The sequence below is a fragment of the Tenacibaculum finnmarkense genomovar ulcerans genome (assembly GCF_900239495.1).
GTDB classification, from domain to species: Bacteria; Bacteroidota; Bacteroidia; order Flavobacteriales; family Flavobacteriaceae; genus Polaribacter; species Polaribacter ulcerans.
In genome coordinates, this window is the sequence record NZ_OENE01000025.1 from 92,308 (window position 1) to 108,419 (window position 16,112).

The window sequence follows — 16,112 nt, forward strand, 5'->3', positions numbered from 1 at the left end:
TTTATCAGCAATTGTAAATAGGAGAATTGCCGTTCTCCTATTTTTTACTTAATAATCCAAGTGTTTTTTTGAGCGTTAAAACGATACTCAAAAGGTTTTGTTATCTTTAATATTTCTAAAATTTCTCTTATAGGCATTGTTTTTTTAAAAGTTCCTGTAAATTTTACGTTTGCTATTTTTTCATTTTCAAAATAAAAGTTTAGATTATATTGATTCTTAAAATCGGTAGCTATTTCTTTAAATGTTTTGTTCTTAAACTGAATTTTACCCGCTCTCCAAGAAATAGTATTCCCTTTATTTTTAATAACAGATTTTAAAATTCGGCTGTTTTTTTTAAGAATTCTTATTTTATCATTAGGTAACATTATCATGTTATTTTTTTCAGAAGCAGTACTACTAACCGCTACTTTACCTGTAAATAAAACGGTTTCATAATAATCACTTTCGTTGTAAGATTTAATATTAAAGCTAGTTCCTAAAGCTTTAACGATAATATTATTTGAAGTTTCTACCGTAAACGGATGTTTTTTATCTTTTGCGACTTCAAAAAAAGCTTCTCCTTCTAAACGAATCGTTCTTGGAGAATTCTCTTTATATGAAATTTTACTCGAAGCATTTAACCAAACAACCGACCCGTCAGAAAGCGTTACTTCCTTTTGCTCCCCGTAAGTTGTTGCTATATATATTTGCTCAGGTTGTGTTATAAAATAAGTAAAAAAAGAAGTGCTTATTAGTATTATTGCTGCCGCAGCATATTTAAAGAAAAGCTTTTTAAAGTTATTTTTCTTTTTCTTAGTTCCTATATTTTTGAAAAAGGCGGTTTTCTGAATTTTGATATTAGCTACAGATCCACTAGCATCTTCTTTGGTAGCTTGATGTATTTTTTTTATGTTATCAAATAATTGTTGATCAAAATATGCTGACTCTTTCCATCGCTCAACCTTAGCTTTAATATCAATATTTGCCGTGTTTGATATATAAGCCCAAAGGTCGGTTTCTTCAATTTTGTCTCGCTTCATAAATATGAGATTTATTATAAAACGTTTCTCAACAACAAGTACCCTATTTTTTTTATAAAAAATTTACTAATTCTTTTTTAAAAACTTGTAAAGCCTTTGAAATATGCGCTTCCACCGTTTTTATTGATATATTTTTGATTGCTGCTATTTCGGCATAAGTATGCCCTTTATCTCTTGAAAGCTTAAAAATTTCAATTGTTTTTTGAGGAAGTAACCTATATATATCTTCTATTTTTTTCAGCAATTCCCATTCATTACTTATTTCTTGTTCAATATCTTTATTTAAAACATACAAATTTAAATGTTTCCTTTTTACGCTTTCTTTTCTAAAATGATCTACCATTTTATTTTTTAACGTTATAATTAAAAAAGACTCTATAGAACGATGCTTTATTTTCATCGAATCTATATTTTCCCATAGCTTTATAAAAGTGTCTTGTAATAAATCATTCGAAATACTTTCATCTTTCAGTATTCTGATAGCATACTTATATAACTTTCCATAATAGTTATCAAACAACGCTGAAAAATCTACTTTTTCTTTTAATTTCATCAATTTTTATGCTAAAAAAGTCACCTAATTCATTCCTTTAAATAATTAAATACGCTATAAATAAAACAACATTAATCTTCTTTTCATTCAAGTTTAGTCGAAAAAAAAATTACTTTATTCATACTAGTAAATATGTTATTTTTGTATTTTTTCAACTAATATAATAACTATTTTAAAACTGCATCTAATTAGCTGTTTTTTAATGATTATTTAACAAAATTTTCGAGCTCAAAACATATGAAATCTCAAGAAATAAGATCAAAATTTTTAGAATTCTACAAGTCTAAAAACCATGCTATCGTTCCATCTTCGCCAATGGTGTTAAAGAACGATCCTACTTTAATGTTTGTAAATGCAGGAATGGTTCCTTTTAAAGAATATTTTTTAGGACAGAAAAAAATAGTGGATGCTAGAGTTGCCGATTCTCAAAAATGTTTACGTGTTTCAGGGAAACATAACGATTTAGAAGAAGTTGGAAAAGACACCTATCACCACACCTTATTTGAAATGCTTGGAAACTGGTCTTTTGGTGATTATTTCAAAAAAGAAGCCATTTCTTGGGCATGGGAATTATTGACTGAAGTTTATAAAATAGACAAAGACATTTTATATGTTACTATTTTTGAAGGTGATGAAAAAGAAGGTTTAGCAAAAGATACAGAAGCCTACGATATTTGGAAACAATACATTGCTGAAGACCGTATTTTATTAGGAAATAAAAAAGATAATTTCTGGGAAATGGGCGCGCAAGGACCTTGTGGACCGTGTTCTGAAATTCATATTGATATTCGCTCTGCGGATGAAAAAGCAAAAGTTTCAGGAGCATCTTTGGTAAATTTAGACCATCCGCACGTAGTAGAAGTTTGGAACTTAGTTTTCATGCAATTCAACCGTAAAGCTGATGGAAGTTTAGAGAATTTACCTAAAACACATATCGATACTGGTATGGGATTTGAGCGTTTATGTATGGCGCTTCAAGGGGTACAATCGAATTATGATACTGATGTTTTTACGCCGATTATTAGAGAAATTCAAACTATTACAGGTGTAAAATATGAAGATTCATCAGTTGCAGATGATCAAACAGATATCGCAATTCGTGTAATTGCCGATCATGTTCGTGCTGTAGCATTTTCTATTGCCGATGGTCAATTACCTAGTAATACTGGTGCAGGTTATGTTATCCGAAGAATATTAAGAAGAGCTATTCGTTACGGTTTTACGTTCTTAAATCAGAAAGAACCTTTTATCTATAAATTAGTTGCCACTTTAAGCGACCAAATGGGCGATGCTTTTCCTGAAATAAAAGCACAAGAACAATTAGCTAAAAATGTAATTAAAGAAGAAGAACAATCTTTCTTAAAAACATTAGAACAAGGGTTATTATTACTAGATACTATGACAGCTAATGCTGGAAACAAAGTAATTTCTGGTAAAAAAGTATTTGAATTAAAAGATACGTATGGTTTTCCTGAAGATTTAACAGCCTTAGTTTTATCAGAAAAAGGATTAGACTATAATAAAGAAGAATATAAAGAAGCTTTAAAACAACAACAAAACCGAGGAAGAGAAGCTACCGCTATTGAAACTGACGATTGGAAAGTTTTAATTGAAGATGACCAGGAAGAGTTTATCGGATATGACACTTTAACTGCTGATGTTAAATTAACTCGATACAGAAAAGTAACCACTAAAAAAGATGGTGAACAATATCAATTAGTTTTTAACATTACTCCTTTTTATCCTGAAGGCGGTGGACAAGTTGGTGATGTTGGGCATATTGAAACTTCTAACGGAGATTTAATTTATGTGGTAAACACTAAAAAAGAAAACAATTTAATTATTCACTACGCTAAAAGTTTGCCTGCAAATTTATCAGAAAAATTTAAAGCCGTAGTTAATAAAAATGCGAGAGATTTATCGGCAAGTAATCATACTGCTACGCATTTATTACATCAAGCATTACGTACCATTTTAGGAACTCATGTAGAGCAAAAAGGTTCGCTTGTAAGCCCTAAACATTTACGTTTCGATTTTTCTCATTTCTCTAAAGTAACTTCGGATGAATTACAAGAAATTGAAGATTTTGTAAATGCTCGTATTCGTGAAAACTTAAGCTTAGTTGAACAAAGAAATATTCCGATGCAACAAGCTATTGATGAAGGCGCAATTGCTTTATTTGGCGAAAAATATGGCGATGCTGTAAGAGCCATTAAATTTGGTCAATCAATGGAATTATGTGGAGGAACTCACGTTCCACAAACAGGTGATATTTGGCATTTTAAAATAAAATCGGAAGGTGCTGTTGCTTCAGGAATCAGAAGAATTGAAGCAATTACAAATGTAGCTGTTGGTAATTATTTTGAAGATGTTGAACGTAACTTTACTGATATAAAACAACTATTTAAAAACCCTAAAGATGTTGTAAAATCGGTAACTAATTTACAAGATGAAAACGCTACTTTAAAAAAGCAAGTAGAACAATTACTTAAAGAAAAGGCTGAAAACTTATCGGGTGAATTAAGAAATCAATTACAAGAAATAAACGGTGTGCAGTTTTTAGCAACTAAAGTTGCTTTAGATGCCAACGGAATCAAAAACTTAGCATTTGCTTTAGGAAAAGATTTTAAAAATTTATTCTTATTCTTTGCCTCTTCTGAAAAAGCAGATAAAGCAATGTTAACTTGTTATATTTCGAAAGAATTAGCCGCAGAACGTGGTTACGATGCTGGTAAAGTTGTTAGAGAATTAGGAAAACTAATCCACGGTGGTGGTGGTGGACAGAATTTCTTTGCAACTGCTGGAGGTAAAAATCCTGGCGGAATTCCAAAGGCTTTAGAAAAAGCGAAAGAATATATTGTTTAGTAAAATATAAAAAAGATAGCAGAAATTTCTAGCCCCGATTGAAGCATTTGTTTGAGGGCTGTTTTTGATTTTTCTTCAAAAAAAAGCGAGTGCGGAAAGCGGGAAATTGCTTCAAATAATTATAAAAAATAACTTCAAAAAGGTTCAAAGATTTAATTCTTTGAACCTTTTTATTTTGCAATTAATTTAACGCTTCTTTATATGTCGAAATTGCTCTTTCTCTGGCAAACTTATGTTCAACCATTGGCTGTGGATAAGTTAATTCATCAAAATTTTCAATCCATTTTCGAATATATTGTAAATCTTTATCGAACTTTTTTAATTGTGCTTCAGGATTAAAAACTCTAAAATATGGCGCAGCATCACAACCCGTTCCTGCTGACCATTGCCAGTTTCCATTGTTTGCTGATAAATCGTAATCTAATAGTTTTTGAGCAAAATAAGCTTCGCCCCAACGCCAATCAATTAACAGATGTTTACATAAAAAACCTGCCGTAATCATACGTACTCTGTTGTGCATATACCCCGTTTTATTTAACTGTCGCATGCCTGCATCAACCATCGGATAACCTGTTTCGCCTTTACACCATTTTTCAAATTCTGCTTGGTTATTTCTCCACGGAATGGCATCGTATTTTTGCTTGAAATTATTGGTAACCACTTTCGGAAAATGAAATAATACTTGCATAAAAAATTCTCGCCAAATCAGTTCGTTTAAAAAAGTCGCATTGGTTTTTAAAGCAAATTGCACCATTTTACGAACACTTACCAATCCGAAGCGGAAATAAGGCGACAAATACGATGTTTTATCGATAAAAGGAAAATCACGAATTTCATCATAACTCGCTAAATTTGATAAATTATAAGGAGGTACTTTTATACTACTTTCATTAAATCCTATGGATTTTAAAGAAGGTGTTTTTGATGTAAACTGATGAAAATTATTGAAATTTATAGCATGATTTTTTAAATCTTCTTCGGCATTAAATTTCTGCAACCACTTATTTTTATAGGGCGTATAAATGGTATATGGCAATCCGTCATTTTTGGTAACCTCAGCTTTTTCAAAAATAACTTGGTCTTTATAACTTAAAAAATCAATACTTTTTGATTTTAAAAAATCGCTAATTTCTGCATCTCTTTGTAATCCATACGGTTCGTAATCTTTATTGGTATAAACTGCTGAAATATCAAATTCTGAAATTATTGTTTTCCAAACTTCAAGAGGATTTCCTTTTTTTATCAATAAAGATGAACCTGCATCTTTTAAATCGGTATCTAATTGCTCTAATGTTTGATAAATAAATGAAACTCGGGCATCGTTTTCTGGTAGTTTATCTAAAATTTCTTCATCAAAAATAAATATTGGCAGTACTTTATTTGATGAATTTAAAGCGTTAAATAATGCTACGTTATCTTCTAAACGCAAATCTCTACGAAACCAAAATATCGCTACTTTATTTGTCATTAAACATTTTTTCTAAAGTTACAAATCGATATTCGAAAATACTTTTTAATTGTTTTTTGATAAAAAGAGCTTGTGCTATATGTCCTAAAAAACCGAACGGTATTTTATAGGAAATTTTATCTTTCATTAAGGTATTTCCGTTTGGCAAGGCTTCAAAAAAATGTTCGTGATGCCACATTGAATAAGGTCCGAAACGTTGCTCATCAATAAAAAAAGCTTGTTCTTTTACTTGCGTTATTTCTGTTACCCAATTTGTTTTCACAAACGGAACAGGCGATACTTTATACGTTATTATTTGCCCAGGATATGCTTTTTTATCAACTTTTGAAGTGATATTAAAACCCATTGATTTTGGAGTAATTTTGGCTAAATTTTCTGGTGATGAAAAATAATCCCACGCTTTTGCTAACGGCATTTTTAATTCTTGTACTGTTTCTAGCGTATAAATTCCTGAGTGTTTTTTAAAATTCATCATTTACAAAAGACTTGTTATTTTAGTACTCATTGGTTTTGTTATTGAATAGAAAACATCAATTAATCGACCTTCTTCGTCAACTAAATATTTTTGAAAATTCCATTTTACAGACGAATCCATTTTAGCATTCTTTTCTTTTTCAGTTAACCATTGATATAACGGATGTTTGTCAGCTCCTTTAACGGCTATTTTTTCGGTTAATGGAAAATCGACTCCAAAATTTAACCTACAAAACGATTTTATTTCAGATGCTTCACCAGGTTCTTGTTCTCCAAATTGATTACACGGCAAACCGATGACTACTAATTTATCAGAATATTTTGAATATAATTCTTGTAATCCATCATATTGCTTGGTAAATCCGCATTTAGAGGCAACATTCACAAATAATATTTTTTTACCTTTATATTGATTTAAATCTAATTTTTTTCCGTCAATTCCTTTAATTTCTATGTCATATAAAGATTGATTAGGAGATACTGTTTCCGAATTTGATAAAAAACTAAATAATGTCATAAATAGTATTATTGATAAAGTTATAAGTAAAGTTATTTTAAGTGTTTTCATTTATTGAAGTGTTATTTTTTTCATTAATTTTAAAAATATCATAAAATTTTATTTATTTACCAAAGCGTTTATCATTCCTTTAAAAACAAAAGCATGAAATGGTAAAACGGAATACCAATACAAACGCCCTAAAACTCCTTTAGGCCTAAATACTGCTTTTTGATATAATTTATTATCTTCTATCTTAAACTCTAACCAAGCTTCTCCAGGTAATTTCATTTCAGCAAATAACAAAAGTCTTTTTTCTTTTTTATCAGCAAATAAAACGCGCCAAAAATCTAGCGGATCACCTGCTTCTAATGAGGTGTCGTGGGTTCGTCCTCTACGTAATCCTACACCTCCAAAAACTTTATCGGCATATCCTCTTATTTTCCATAACCAGTTAAAACTATACCATCCGTTTTTACCTCCTATTGACCAAATTTTATCAAGTGTAAAAGCATCATCGGTAACTTTTACAGTACGTTTATCTACAAAACAACCGTATTGTGGTATTTGAATATGATCCGATAATTGCGCTTGAAAAACACCGCTACTAATCGCATCTTTCCAACTTGATATTACAGCGTTTTGTTCTATTCGTTGAAAAGCTAAATCAACCGATTCTTTATAAGAAATAGGCGATATATTTAAAATTTGATTGATATTACTTGACTTGGCAATTACCTCAACTTTCATACTATCGACCAAAGCTTGTGCTAAATTAAAAGACGTAGAAGTTACAAAATACAACCAATACGATGATAATTTTGGCGTTAAAAGTGGTAGTGTTAAAATGTAACGTTTAAAGCCTCTTACTTCTGAAAATTGTAAAAGCATTTCTTTATAAGTAAGCACTTCTGTACCACAAATATCAAAGGATTTATTATACAATTTTTCATTTCCAACGGCACGTTCTAAAAAAGTTAATACATCTCTAATTGCAATTGGTTGCGATTTTGTATTCAACCATTTTGGCGTAACCATTACGGGCAACTTTTCAACAATATCTCTAATAATTTCAAAAGATGCACTACCGCTTCCAACAATAATTCCTGCTCTAAAAGTGGTAAGTGCATATTTTTTTGAAGCTAAATTTTGCTCTACCTGAAAACGTGATGCCAAATGCTTAGACAAAGAACTATCATTTACAATACCACTTAAATAAATGACTTGTTTACAGTTTGTTTTTTCGACAATATTTTTAAAATTCTTGGCACAAGTTTGCTCTAAATCTTCAAAATTAGTAGCATCCGTAGCCATTGAATGAATTAAATAATACGCAACATCAATATCCGAAGGAAAAACAATTTGTTCGGTTTGTAAAAAATCAACTTTTATAAAGGAGATATTCTCTTTATGTTCTATTTCATCAGGAATTCGTTTTAAATCACGGACACAGCATACTAATTCATGACCTGCATCTACTAATTTTAATACCAATCTTTTTGCTATATATCCTGTTGTTCCTGTGATTAAAATTTTCATTTTCTTGATGTTTTACATATTAATTATTGTGTTACTTTGGTCTTTGATATGATAATCTTTTATATTCTTTTGCAACCATATAGGTATCTAAACCATTAATTGCTGCAATTTTTTCTTCGGATAAATTTAAAAAACCATCCTCGGAAAGCATTGAATCTTTAAAATACAAATCGGTTACTTCGCCTAAAATTAAAATAGTTCCGTTTGCTTTTATAGGATGTTCTTCTAAAAATTTCATTCCTATTTTTATAGGCGATTCTGCTACATAAGGTGCAAAAAAATCATCTTTATAAATTTCAGTTAAATCGGTTTTATCAAACTCTGAAACTCCTGAAGGATATTTAGCCGATGTATGATGTGCATCTTCAATTATGGCTTCATTAATAGCATTTATCGTATAAAAACCTGTTTTTTTAATGTTGTCATAGGTATTTCTTGCTACGGTTGTCGGACGCAAAACAAACCCTAAAATTGCAGGACTAGAACCATAATGAACCACCGAACTAAAAACAGCTACATTACTCGTTCCATCTTCCGATTTTGTAGCAATTAAATTTGCTGGTTTATAACCAGAAATGCTGTTCATTAAATTTATTTTATACAGATGATTCATATCATCTATAGCTTTTCTTGATAAATGCATTTATAAATTCTTGTAATTATTAATTTTTATATGAGTCGATTTTAAATCGTGCATTAAATTATATAAACCGAAAAATGTTCTGTTGATATAAATAAAATGTTTCGAACCTCTGTTACCGTTCATTTTTTTCAACTCAGTACTTTTTGCATATTTTTGTCCTAAATCGGCTATTTTACCAAAGAAAACACCATCAGAAAAATCAAAATCTTCTTGCTGAAAAGGTGATGTAAATAAATACAACATTTCATAAAACAATTCTTTAAAAAAGGCTTTTTCTTCTTCGGAATCGTCTTTTCTTAAAATTTCTAATTCGTATAATTTACTTTCAAAAAAAGCAGGATTTTCAATATTTTCTCGTTTGGCTAACTCGAAATATGGCGTATAAAAAGTCATTGGTACTTCTTTCATACATCCAAAATCGATAACAATTAAATCATTTTCTTTGGATACCAAAAAGTTACCAGGATGCGGGTCGGCATGTACTTTTTTTAAGACATGCATTTGATACATATAAAAATCCCATAAAGCCTGCCCTAATTTATTTGCCGTTTGCTGATCATATCCTTTTGATGTAAATTCCGACAAATGAATTCCATCCATCCAATCCATAGTTAAAATTCTATCCGTAGAAAATTCTTCGTAATATTTTGGGAATTTTAAATTTGGAATATGTGCACAAGCATTCGCTATTTCGTTACTCTGTGCTAATTCTAAAACGTAATTTGTTTCTTCTAATAGTTTACTTTCAACTTCTTTAAAATATTCATCAGAACCTTCGCCTCTTATATTAAACATTTTCATAGCAATCGGTTTTACCAATGCTAAATCGGTAGAAATACTATTTGCAACACCAGGATATTGAATTTTAACAGCCAATATTTTTTCGCCTATGGTAGCTCTGTGAACCTGTCCGATACTTGCCGCATTTACAGATTCTGCTGTAAACGTGTCAAAAACATCTTCAGGTGTTTTGTTAAAATATTTTTTAAAAGTTTTAACTACTAAAGGTCCTGAAAGTGGTGGAACAGAAAATTGTGATAACGAAAATTTTTCAACATACGCACTTGGTAATAAATTCTTTTCCATGCTTAGCATTTGCGCTACTTTTAATGCCGAACCTTTTAATTCTTTTAAACCGTCATAAATATCAGTTGCATTATCTTCATTTAATTGCGCTCTTGCTGCTGCTTCTGATTTTGTTATTTTATTTCCGTAATACTTTGCATAGTTTACACCTAATTTTAGTCCTGTAGTAACTAATTTAGTTGTTCTTTCTATTTTTGATGTTGGTATTTTATCGAGTCTTTTCATATTTTCTTATGTTGACATTCCTTTTTCTTTCCATAAAAATTTCGCTAAATCAATAACGCTTTTTACGGGAGTTATTTGTTGAATTTCAAAAGCAGCTTTAATTGATTTTTCAATAAAAACATCTGTTTTTTCGAAGTTTGAAGATTCATCATCAATCCAAAATTTCAGAATCATTAATAATTGCATCCAATAAACTTCTGTTATTGTTTTATCTTGAATTTTATTGATTTTATCATTCTTAAAATCAATTTTTTCTAATTCAATTTTGCTAACATATTTTAAAAACTCTGCTCGTAATTCTTTTAAAACTGATAGTTTTGAAAAATCCGATTTCATATCTTGAAATTGACACAAAACATACGACCTGTTTGCAGTTAATAATTCAAAAAAAGTAAAATAAAAACTTAATAATTTATCTTTTGATTCATAACCTTGATAAGCCTCTGTTTTATGTAACAAATGAATTGTTTCTTTTGCAAAAACTCCAAATATTGATTTTTCTAAATTTTCAAAACTTGAATAATATTTATAAAAATCTGACTCTTCAAAGTCATTTTTCTGAGCAAAAGCATAAATAGAAGCTGGTTTTCCTGAAATTAAAACCGTATCCATGTACAATTCTATAATTTTATCCTCTGTAATAATTTCTTTATTTTCCATAATTTTAATTATAAAATACGATGTAGGCGTTTAAACTTGTTGCAATAGTCATCCATATTAAATATGGAAGTATAAATAATGTAATCCCTTTTAATTCTCTTAAATTTTTAAAGGTAAAATACCCGATTAACAACCATAATAAAGTAATAATTACTAATCCGATAACGGTTAAATGTTGATTGAAAAAAAAGTAATTCCAACCTACATTTAAAATCCACTGAACACTAAAAAGTAGTGTTAGTTTTTTATCTAAAAAAGGAAATTTAAAACTCAATTTTGTCATATAAAAAGCAAATAACAGCATAATTGTTGACCAAGCTGCTCCAAAAACCCAACCAGCAGGTGTCCAAGGTGCTTTGTTTAAAGATAGATACCAATCTGTTCGTGGGCCATCTTTCATTAATAAAATACCGATTGCCAAGGCTAAAAAATTAACTACTAAAAATAGTAGAAAACGTATATATTTATTTTGTTTCATCTTTTAATTTTACGTGAGATTTCTTTAAATAATTAAATATAAATTGTACTGAAAACAATAATGTAAAGGCATAAAAAACATCTTCAAAAGGAATTGTAAAAATTCTAAAATTTAAATTTTCTGCATTATTATACCAAACCACAGGAGCATCGATAAAGCTTCCTGTTAAAATTCCGTTTACTAGTAAAAAAGGAACTAAAACAACTAAAAAACTAGGATAATATTCCTGTAAAGCTTTTAAATTATTTTTTAATCCGAAGAACATTAATAGCAAAAAAGCACTGAAATTTACAGTTGTGTACCATTTTCCAAAATTGAAAACCAATAGTATAAATGCTATCAAAATCAATAAAAAACTTAACAATACCGTTATCGATTTAGATAACTTAAATTGAGGTGCTAAATATTTTAAAACCTCATGCGTAAACAAACAAGCGTACGGAATACAAAAGAAAAATAGCCATTCTTCAATAGGCATTTCAAGCAATTTTATTCCTAAATAATAATCAGGATTAAAACCCCAAACACCAATTTTTGTAAAAAAAACATCCCAAATTATAAACGGTAAAGCGACTAACGAAATACTGATAAAAGCACTTTTAAAATGCTGTATAAAATGAAATTTTTTCTCAAAAACACTATAAGCTAAAGGCACACTCAAACTTCCTAAATTCAATATAAGATAAAGATATTCGCTCATTATTTTAGAATTATTTCGATTGTCTTTTCTTGAAATATTTAAACGGAACAAACAACATTCCAAAACATTCTCCATCTGGTTTACCTAAATGCTTGTGATGTATTTTATGTGCCTTTCTAAGTCCTCTTAAATATTGATTATTGGTGTTTTTAAACCAATTGAAACGTCTATGAATTAAAACATCGTGAATTAAAAAATAGGCTAATCCATAGCACAAAATTCCTAATCCAATAAAAAATAAATAATTTAATGCTGGATTAATTCCGAAGTAAAACAACAACATACTCGGTATGGCAAAAACCACAAAAAAAGCATCATTTTTTTCAAATACATTCGGATATCCTGGCTGGTGATGGTCTTCGTGTAAATACCATCCAAAACCGTGCATTATATATTTATGAGTAAACCAAGTAACGGCTTCCATAGTTACAAAAGTGAATAATGTTATAAGTATAAATAGCATTTTTAAATAAGATTTAGTTTATATTTTACGTAACTTCTTGCCAATAAATTAATTTTCATTGGGTCTGATATTCTAATTCTTGTGTCCATTATTTCCGATGATGGCGTTGCTTTTAACTTCTTTAATAATTTTTTATAATATCGATACGCCATATAAACACCAAATTTTGCTTCAACAGGTAATTTTAAAATACCGTTTTCGTAGGCATAGTCAAAATCAGCTTCAATATCTTTAATAATAATTTCTTTAGATGCTTGGTCTAACTCTTTAAGGTCAACATTAGGAAAATAAGATCGATTCAACACCTGAATATCATCTTTTAAATCTCTTAAAAAATTCACTTTCTGAAATGCAGAACCTAAACGCATTGCGGCATCTTTTAGCTCATTATATTGATTAGCGTTTCCATTTACAAAAACACGTAAACACATTAATCCGACAACATCGGCAGAGCCATAAATATATTGTTTGTATGCCTCTTCGGTAGTATATTCTGTTTGATGTAAATCAGCTTTCATACTCTTTAAAAAAGCTTGTATTAAATCATCTGTAATTTTATATTTTTCAACAGTATGAACAAATGAATTTAAAATAGGATTTAAACTTATGCCCTCTTTTTTTGACAAATAATACTCATTTTCGAACCTAATTAATAATTCTTCTTTGTTATATGTATGAAAAGAATCTACTATTTCATCAGCAAAACGGACAAAACCATAAATATTATAGATAGCGGCACGTATGCTAGGCGATAACATTCTGGTAGCTAAAGAAAAAGAAGTACTATATTTTTGAGTAACTAATTTACTACAAGCATAAGAAACCTCATCAAATAATTGTTTCATTTTTAATGGTGTTTTAAAATTAAATCTGAAGCTATTTTACCCGAAATTAATGACGGTGGTACCCCCGGCCCTGGAACCGTTAATTGTCCTGTAAAGAATAAATTCTTTACTTTTTTACTTTTTATTTTTGGTCTTAAAAAAGCAGTTTGTGTTAAAATATTTGCTAATCCGTAGGCATTTCCTTTATACGAATTATAATCTTTCACAAAATCCTTCACACAAAAACTCTCCTTAAAGATAACACTTTCTTTTACAGATTGCTGGGTTAATTTCTCTAATCTGTTTATAATTAAATCAAAGTACTTTTCTCTAAGCTCGGGAGTATCTTCAATACCTGGAGCTATCGGAATTAAAAAAGTAGCTGCTTCGTTATTAATTGGCGCAAAAGAACCTTCTGTTATTGAGGGAAAACTTGCATAAAACATGGGGTCTTTTGGCCAACTTGGAGTATCATATATTGATGCTGCATGTACATCAAAATCAGTATCAAAAAATAATGTATGATGACAAACATCTTTTAGTTTTTTATCAAAACCAACGTAAAACAATAATGATGATGGTGCAAAAACTTTTTTATCCCAATATTTTTCAGAATACTGTCTGTAATCTTTAGGTAATAATGTTTCTGTATGATGATAATCAGCACCGCTTAAAACAATATCCGAAGCAATAAAATCACCATTTACTACTAAACCAATAGCTTCTCCTGATTGATTAAGTTTAATCTCTTCAACATTGGCTTCAGTTTTAAAAGTTACCCCTAAATCTTTAGATAAAGTTACCATTGCTTCAATAACTTTATACATTCCTCCTTTGGGATGCCAAGTTCCTAAAACAAAATCGGCATAATTCATAAAATTATAAAAAGCGGGAGTATTACTTGGTTTTGCTCCTAAAAATAATACAGGAAATTCTAAAATCTGAATTAATTTTTTGCTTTTAATTTTTCTACGAACTTCTTTTCTTATTGATGAAAAAAACTGTGTTATTTTTCCAATTGTAACAGGAGTTACCAATTCTAAAGGTGAAACCCCTGGATTATATACTAAATCGTTTATAGAAACATCATAATTATAGGCTGCAGATTTTAAAAATTCTTTTAAATGAACAGAACTTCCTTTTTCCTCTGCTTCAAAAATTTCATAAATTTCTTCAACACTACCTGGAATTGTTATAGAATCTGCGGTATCAAAATAAACTTGATATGCTGGATCTAACTTTTCTAACTCATAATAATCGGATGGTTTTTTACCAAAATCTGCAAAAAATTTTTCAAAAACATCGGGCATCCAATACCATGTTGGGCCTATATCAAAAGTAAAACCATCTTTTTTTAACTGACGAGCTCTACCTCCTACGGTTTCATTTTTTTCTAAAACTACAACATTGTATCCTGCTTTGGCTAAATAACAAGAAGCTGATAATGATGAAAAACCGGAACCTATTATATGTATTGTTTTTTTCAATGGTATGTTTTATAAGAATTAATAATTCATTTATTTAAAGCTACTTAACAGATAAAATAATTGGAATTAATCAAATCTACAATTTTTGTTTAACAAAAACAAAATATAGTTAAACAAAATAAAATACATCAAAAAAATTTACAACACTTTTAAAAGATCTATAACAGAATTATAAAGAGAAATATTTGCTTCAAAATTAACTTCTTTTACTTTTGATGTTTTATTTCCTACCGCAATAAATTGATGTTTTTTTCCCTTTAAAGCAGTCTCAATTTCTTGAAAATAATCCATTATTTTATCATCATAAGGCTGAACGGTTAATGATGTAATAAATCGTACTTCGGTATCACTTTCAAAAAAATAATTCAAGTTACTTAAAGGCAAACTCTGTCCTAAATATATGGTTTTATTTCCTCTTAAAACTAATTCATAATTTAAATACATCAATCCTAATTCATGAACTTCATTTTCGGGTAAAAACAATACATAAATAACATCTGAATCTATTATTGAATATTCCAATTTTTCAGTGCTAATTTGAATTTTTTGAGCTATTAAATTCGATATAAAATGTTCGTGTGCGTGTAATAATGTATCTGTTTGCCATAACAATCCTATATGATTTAAAAAAGGCACAAAAACATCTTTAAAAATTTCTCTAAATGTTTTCTTGTTCAATAATTGATTATAAGTATTATTAAATAAAACTTTATCAAATTGAAACATTGCCATTTTTAAAGAGTTTATAGCATCATCACTTATAGCTGTTTTAAAAGCTAATTCTCTTGCTAACAATAAAATATCCTTATCAGACATTTCTGAAATCTTAGAGATTTTATATTTATTCTTATTTAGCAGAACAACATTTAATAACTTTAAAAGATTTTCTGAAGAATAATATCTAATATTTGTATCTGTTCTTTCTGGCGATAATAAATTATATCGCTTTTCCCAAATACGAATAGTATGTGCTTTAATTCCTGAAATATTTTCAAGGTCTTTTATTGTAAATGAATTTTTTATATTGTTCAATTTATTATCTTTTTTATTAAACAAAGATACATTTTTCATTCAAATTAATCTAAAGCCTCACTAATTTGAGCATTTTATAGTTATTTTTGAAGCGCATTAT

At 29.2% G+C, this 16,112-nt stretch carries 16 protein-coding genes; 1 reads left to right on the forward strand and 15 read right to left on the reverse strand.

Annotation, left to right across the window (positions count from 1 at the left end; all coding sequences use genetic code 11):
* Positions 1-44: 44 nt before the first annotated feature.
* Positions 45-1,019 carry a FecR family protein gene (locus DPIF8902391_RS08510; RefSeq protein WP_172505568.1) on the reverse strand — a complete coding sequence of 325 codons (975 nt, stop codon included), beginning with the start codon at positions 1,017-1,019 and terminating at the stop codon, positions 45-47.
* A 52-nt stretch (positions 1,020-1,071) separates the two neighbouring features.
* Positions 1,072-1,572, reverse strand: a complete 501-nt coding sequence (locus DPIF8902391_RS08515; RefSeq protein ID WP_172505569.1) for a sigma-70 family RNA polymerase sigma factor — start codon at positions 1,570-1,572, stop codon at positions 1,072-1,074.
* 237 nt (positions 1,573-1,809) lie between these two features.
* On the opposite strand from DPIF8902391_RS08515, the gene alaS reads away from it, so the two are divergent.
* The gene (gene alaS / locus DPIF8902391_RS08520) at positions 1,810-4,437 is read left to right on the forward strand and encodes an alanine--tRNA ligase (protein WP_172505570.1); all 2,628 of its coding nucleotides are present in this window, start codon (positions 1,810-1,812) and stop codon (positions 4,435-4,437) included.
* A gap of 181 nt (positions 4,438-4,618) precedes the next feature.
* On the opposite strand, the gene DPIF8902391_RS08525 is transcribed toward alaS, so the two are convergent.
* The 13 genes from DPIF8902391_RS08525 to DPIF8902391_RS08585 all read right to left on the reverse strand — a co-directional run bounded on the left by DPIF8902391_RS08525 (position 4,619) and on the right by DPIF8902391_RS08585 (position 16,012).
* The gene (locus DPIF8902391_RS08525) at positions 4,619-5,905 is read right to left on the reverse strand and encodes a cryptochrome/photolyase family protein (RefSeq protein WP_172505571.1); all 1,287 of its coding nucleotides are present in this window, start codon (positions 5,903-5,905) and stop codon (positions 4,619-4,621) included.
* Entirely contained in the window at positions 5,895-6,380 is a 486-nt protein-coding gene (locus tag DPIF8902391_RS08530) for an SRPBCC family protein (protein ID WP_058884261.1), read from the reverse strand. The genes DPIF8902391_RS08525 and DPIF8902391_RS08530 overlap by 11 nt, the downstream gene beginning before the upstream one ends.
* A complete protein-coding gene (locus tag DPIF8902391_RS08535) occupies positions 6,381-6,896 on the reverse strand; it encodes a glutathione peroxidase (RefSeq protein ID WP_235586520.1) in 516 nt (171 codons plus the stop codon).
* Between the two features lie 99 nt (positions 6,897-6,995).
* Positions 6,996-8,414, reverse strand: a complete 1,419-nt coding sequence (locus tag DPIF8902391_RS08540; RefSeq protein WP_172505572.1) for an SDR family oxidoreductase — start codon at positions 8,412-8,414, stop codon at positions 6,996-6,998.
* 31 nt (positions 8,415-8,445) lie between these two features.
* The gene (locus tag DPIF8902391_RS08545) at positions 8,446-9,000 is read right to left on the reverse strand and encodes a flavin reductase family protein (RefSeq protein ID WP_239787133.1); all 555 of its coding nucleotides are present in this window, start codon (positions 8,998-9,000) and stop codon (positions 8,446-8,448) included.
* 57 nt (positions 9,001-9,057) lie between these two features.
* Complete coding sequence (locus tag DPIF8902391_RS08550; RefSeq protein WP_172505574.1) at positions 9,058-10,368, reverse strand: ABC1 kinase family protein; 1,311 nt, start codon at positions 10,366-10,368, stop codon at positions 9,058-9,060.
* A gap of 6 nt (positions 10,369-10,374) precedes the next feature.
* Positions 10,375-11,028: a TetR family transcriptional regulator C-terminal domain-containing protein gene (locus DPIF8902391_RS08555; RefSeq protein ID WP_172505575.1), complete on the reverse strand. Its 654-nt coding sequence runs from the start codon at positions 11,026-11,028 to the stop codon at positions 10,375-10,377.
* A 4-nt stretch (positions 11,029-11,032) separates the two neighbouring features.
* Positions 11,033-11,506 carry a TspO/MBR family protein gene (locus tag DPIF8902391_RS08560; RefSeq protein ID WP_058884255.1) on the reverse strand — a complete coding sequence of 158 codons (474 nt, stop codon included), beginning with the start codon at positions 11,504-11,506 and terminating at the stop codon, positions 11,033-11,035.
* Positions 11,493-12,206 carry a lycopene cyclase domain-containing protein gene (locus tag DPIF8902391_RS08565; RefSeq protein ID WP_058884254.1) on the reverse strand — a complete coding sequence of 238 codons (714 nt, stop codon included), beginning with the start codon at positions 12,204-12,206 and terminating at the stop codon, positions 11,493-11,495. The genes DPIF8902391_RS08560 and DPIF8902391_RS08565 overlap by 14 nt, the downstream gene beginning before the upstream one ends.
* 10 nt (positions 12,207-12,216) lie before the next feature.
* The gene (locus tag DPIF8902391_RS08570) at positions 12,217-12,669 is read right to left on the reverse strand and encodes a sterol desaturase family protein (protein ID WP_058884253.1); all 453 of its coding nucleotides are present in this window, start codon (positions 12,667-12,669) and stop codon (positions 12,217-12,219) included.
* Positions 12,670-12,671: 2 nt separating this feature from the next.
* The gene (locus DPIF8902391_RS08575) at positions 12,672-13,514 is read right to left on the reverse strand and encodes a phytoene/squalene synthase family protein (RefSeq protein WP_058884252.1); all 843 of its coding nucleotides are present in this window, start codon (positions 13,512-13,514) and stop codon (positions 12,672-12,674) included.
* A gap of 2 nt (positions 13,515-13,516) precedes the next feature.
* Positions 13,517-14,980, reverse strand: a complete 1,464-nt coding sequence (locus tag DPIF8902391_RS08580; protein WP_172505576.1) for a phytoene desaturase family protein — start codon at positions 14,978-14,980, stop codon at positions 13,517-13,519.
* Positions 14,981-15,118: 138 nt separating this feature from the next.
* Positions 15,119-16,012 carry a MerR family transcriptional regulator gene (locus DPIF8902391_RS08585; RefSeq protein ID WP_172505577.1) on the reverse strand — a complete coding sequence of 298 codons (894 nt, stop codon included), beginning with the start codon at positions 16,010-16,012 and terminating at the stop codon, positions 15,119-15,121.
* Between the last annotated feature and the right edge of the window lie 100 nt (positions 16,013-16,112).

Bases quoted from the DNA above. Each gene is read 5' to 3' on its own strand.
- DPIF8902391_RS08510 (WP_172505568.1), bottom strand. From the start codon at position 1,019: ATGAAGCGAGACAAAATTGAAGAAACCGACCTTTGGGCTTATATATCA.
- DPIF8902391_RS08515 (WP_172505569.1), bottom strand. From the start codon at position 1,572: ATGAAATTAAAAGAAAAAGTAGATTTTTCAGCGTTGTTTGATAACTAT.
- alaS (WP_172505570.1), top strand. From the start codon at position 1,810: ATGAAATCTCAAGAAATAAGATCAAAATTTTTAGAATTCTACAAGTCT.
- DPIF8902391_RS08525 (WP_172505571.1), bottom strand. From the start codon at position 5,905: ATGACAAATAAAGTAGCGATATTTTGGTTTCGTAGAGATTTGCGTTTA.
- DPIF8902391_RS08530 (WP_058884261.1), bottom strand. From the start codon at position 6,380: ATGATGAATTTTAAAAAACACTCAGGAATTTATACGCTAGAAACAGTA.
- DPIF8902391_RS08535 (WP_235586520.1), bottom strand. From the start codon at position 6,896: ATGACATTATTTAGTTTTTTATCAAATTCGGAAACAGTATCTCCTAAT.
- DPIF8902391_RS08540 (WP_172505572.1), bottom strand. From the start codon at position 8,414: ATGAAAATTTTAATCACAGGAACAACAGGATATATAGCAAAAAGATTG.
- DPIF8902391_RS08545 (WP_239787133.1), bottom strand. From the start codon at position 9,000: ATGAACAGCATTTCTGGTTATAAACCAGCAAATTTAATTGCTACAAAA.
- DPIF8902391_RS08550 (WP_172505574.1), bottom strand. From the start codon at position 10,368: ATGAAAAGACTCGATAAAATACCAACATCAAAAATAGAAAGAACAACT.
- DPIF8902391_RS08555 (WP_172505575.1), bottom strand. From the start codon at position 11,028: ATGGAAAATAAAGAAATTATTACAGAGGATAAAATTATAGAATTGTAC.
- DPIF8902391_RS08560 (WP_058884255.1), bottom strand. From the start codon at position 11,506: ATGAAACAAAATAAATATATACGTTTTCTACTATTTTTAGTAGTTAAT.
- DPIF8902391_RS08565 (WP_058884254.1), bottom strand. From the start codon at position 12,206: ATGAGCGAATATCTTTATCTTATATTGAATTTAGGAAGTTTGAGTGTG.
- DPIF8902391_RS08570 (WP_058884253.1), bottom strand. From the start codon at position 12,669: ATGCTATTTATACTTATAACATTATTCACTTTTGTAACTATGGAAGCC.
- DPIF8902391_RS08575 (WP_058884252.1), bottom strand. From the start codon at position 13,514: ATGAAACAATTATTTGATGAGGTTTCTTATGCTTGTAGTAAATTAGTT.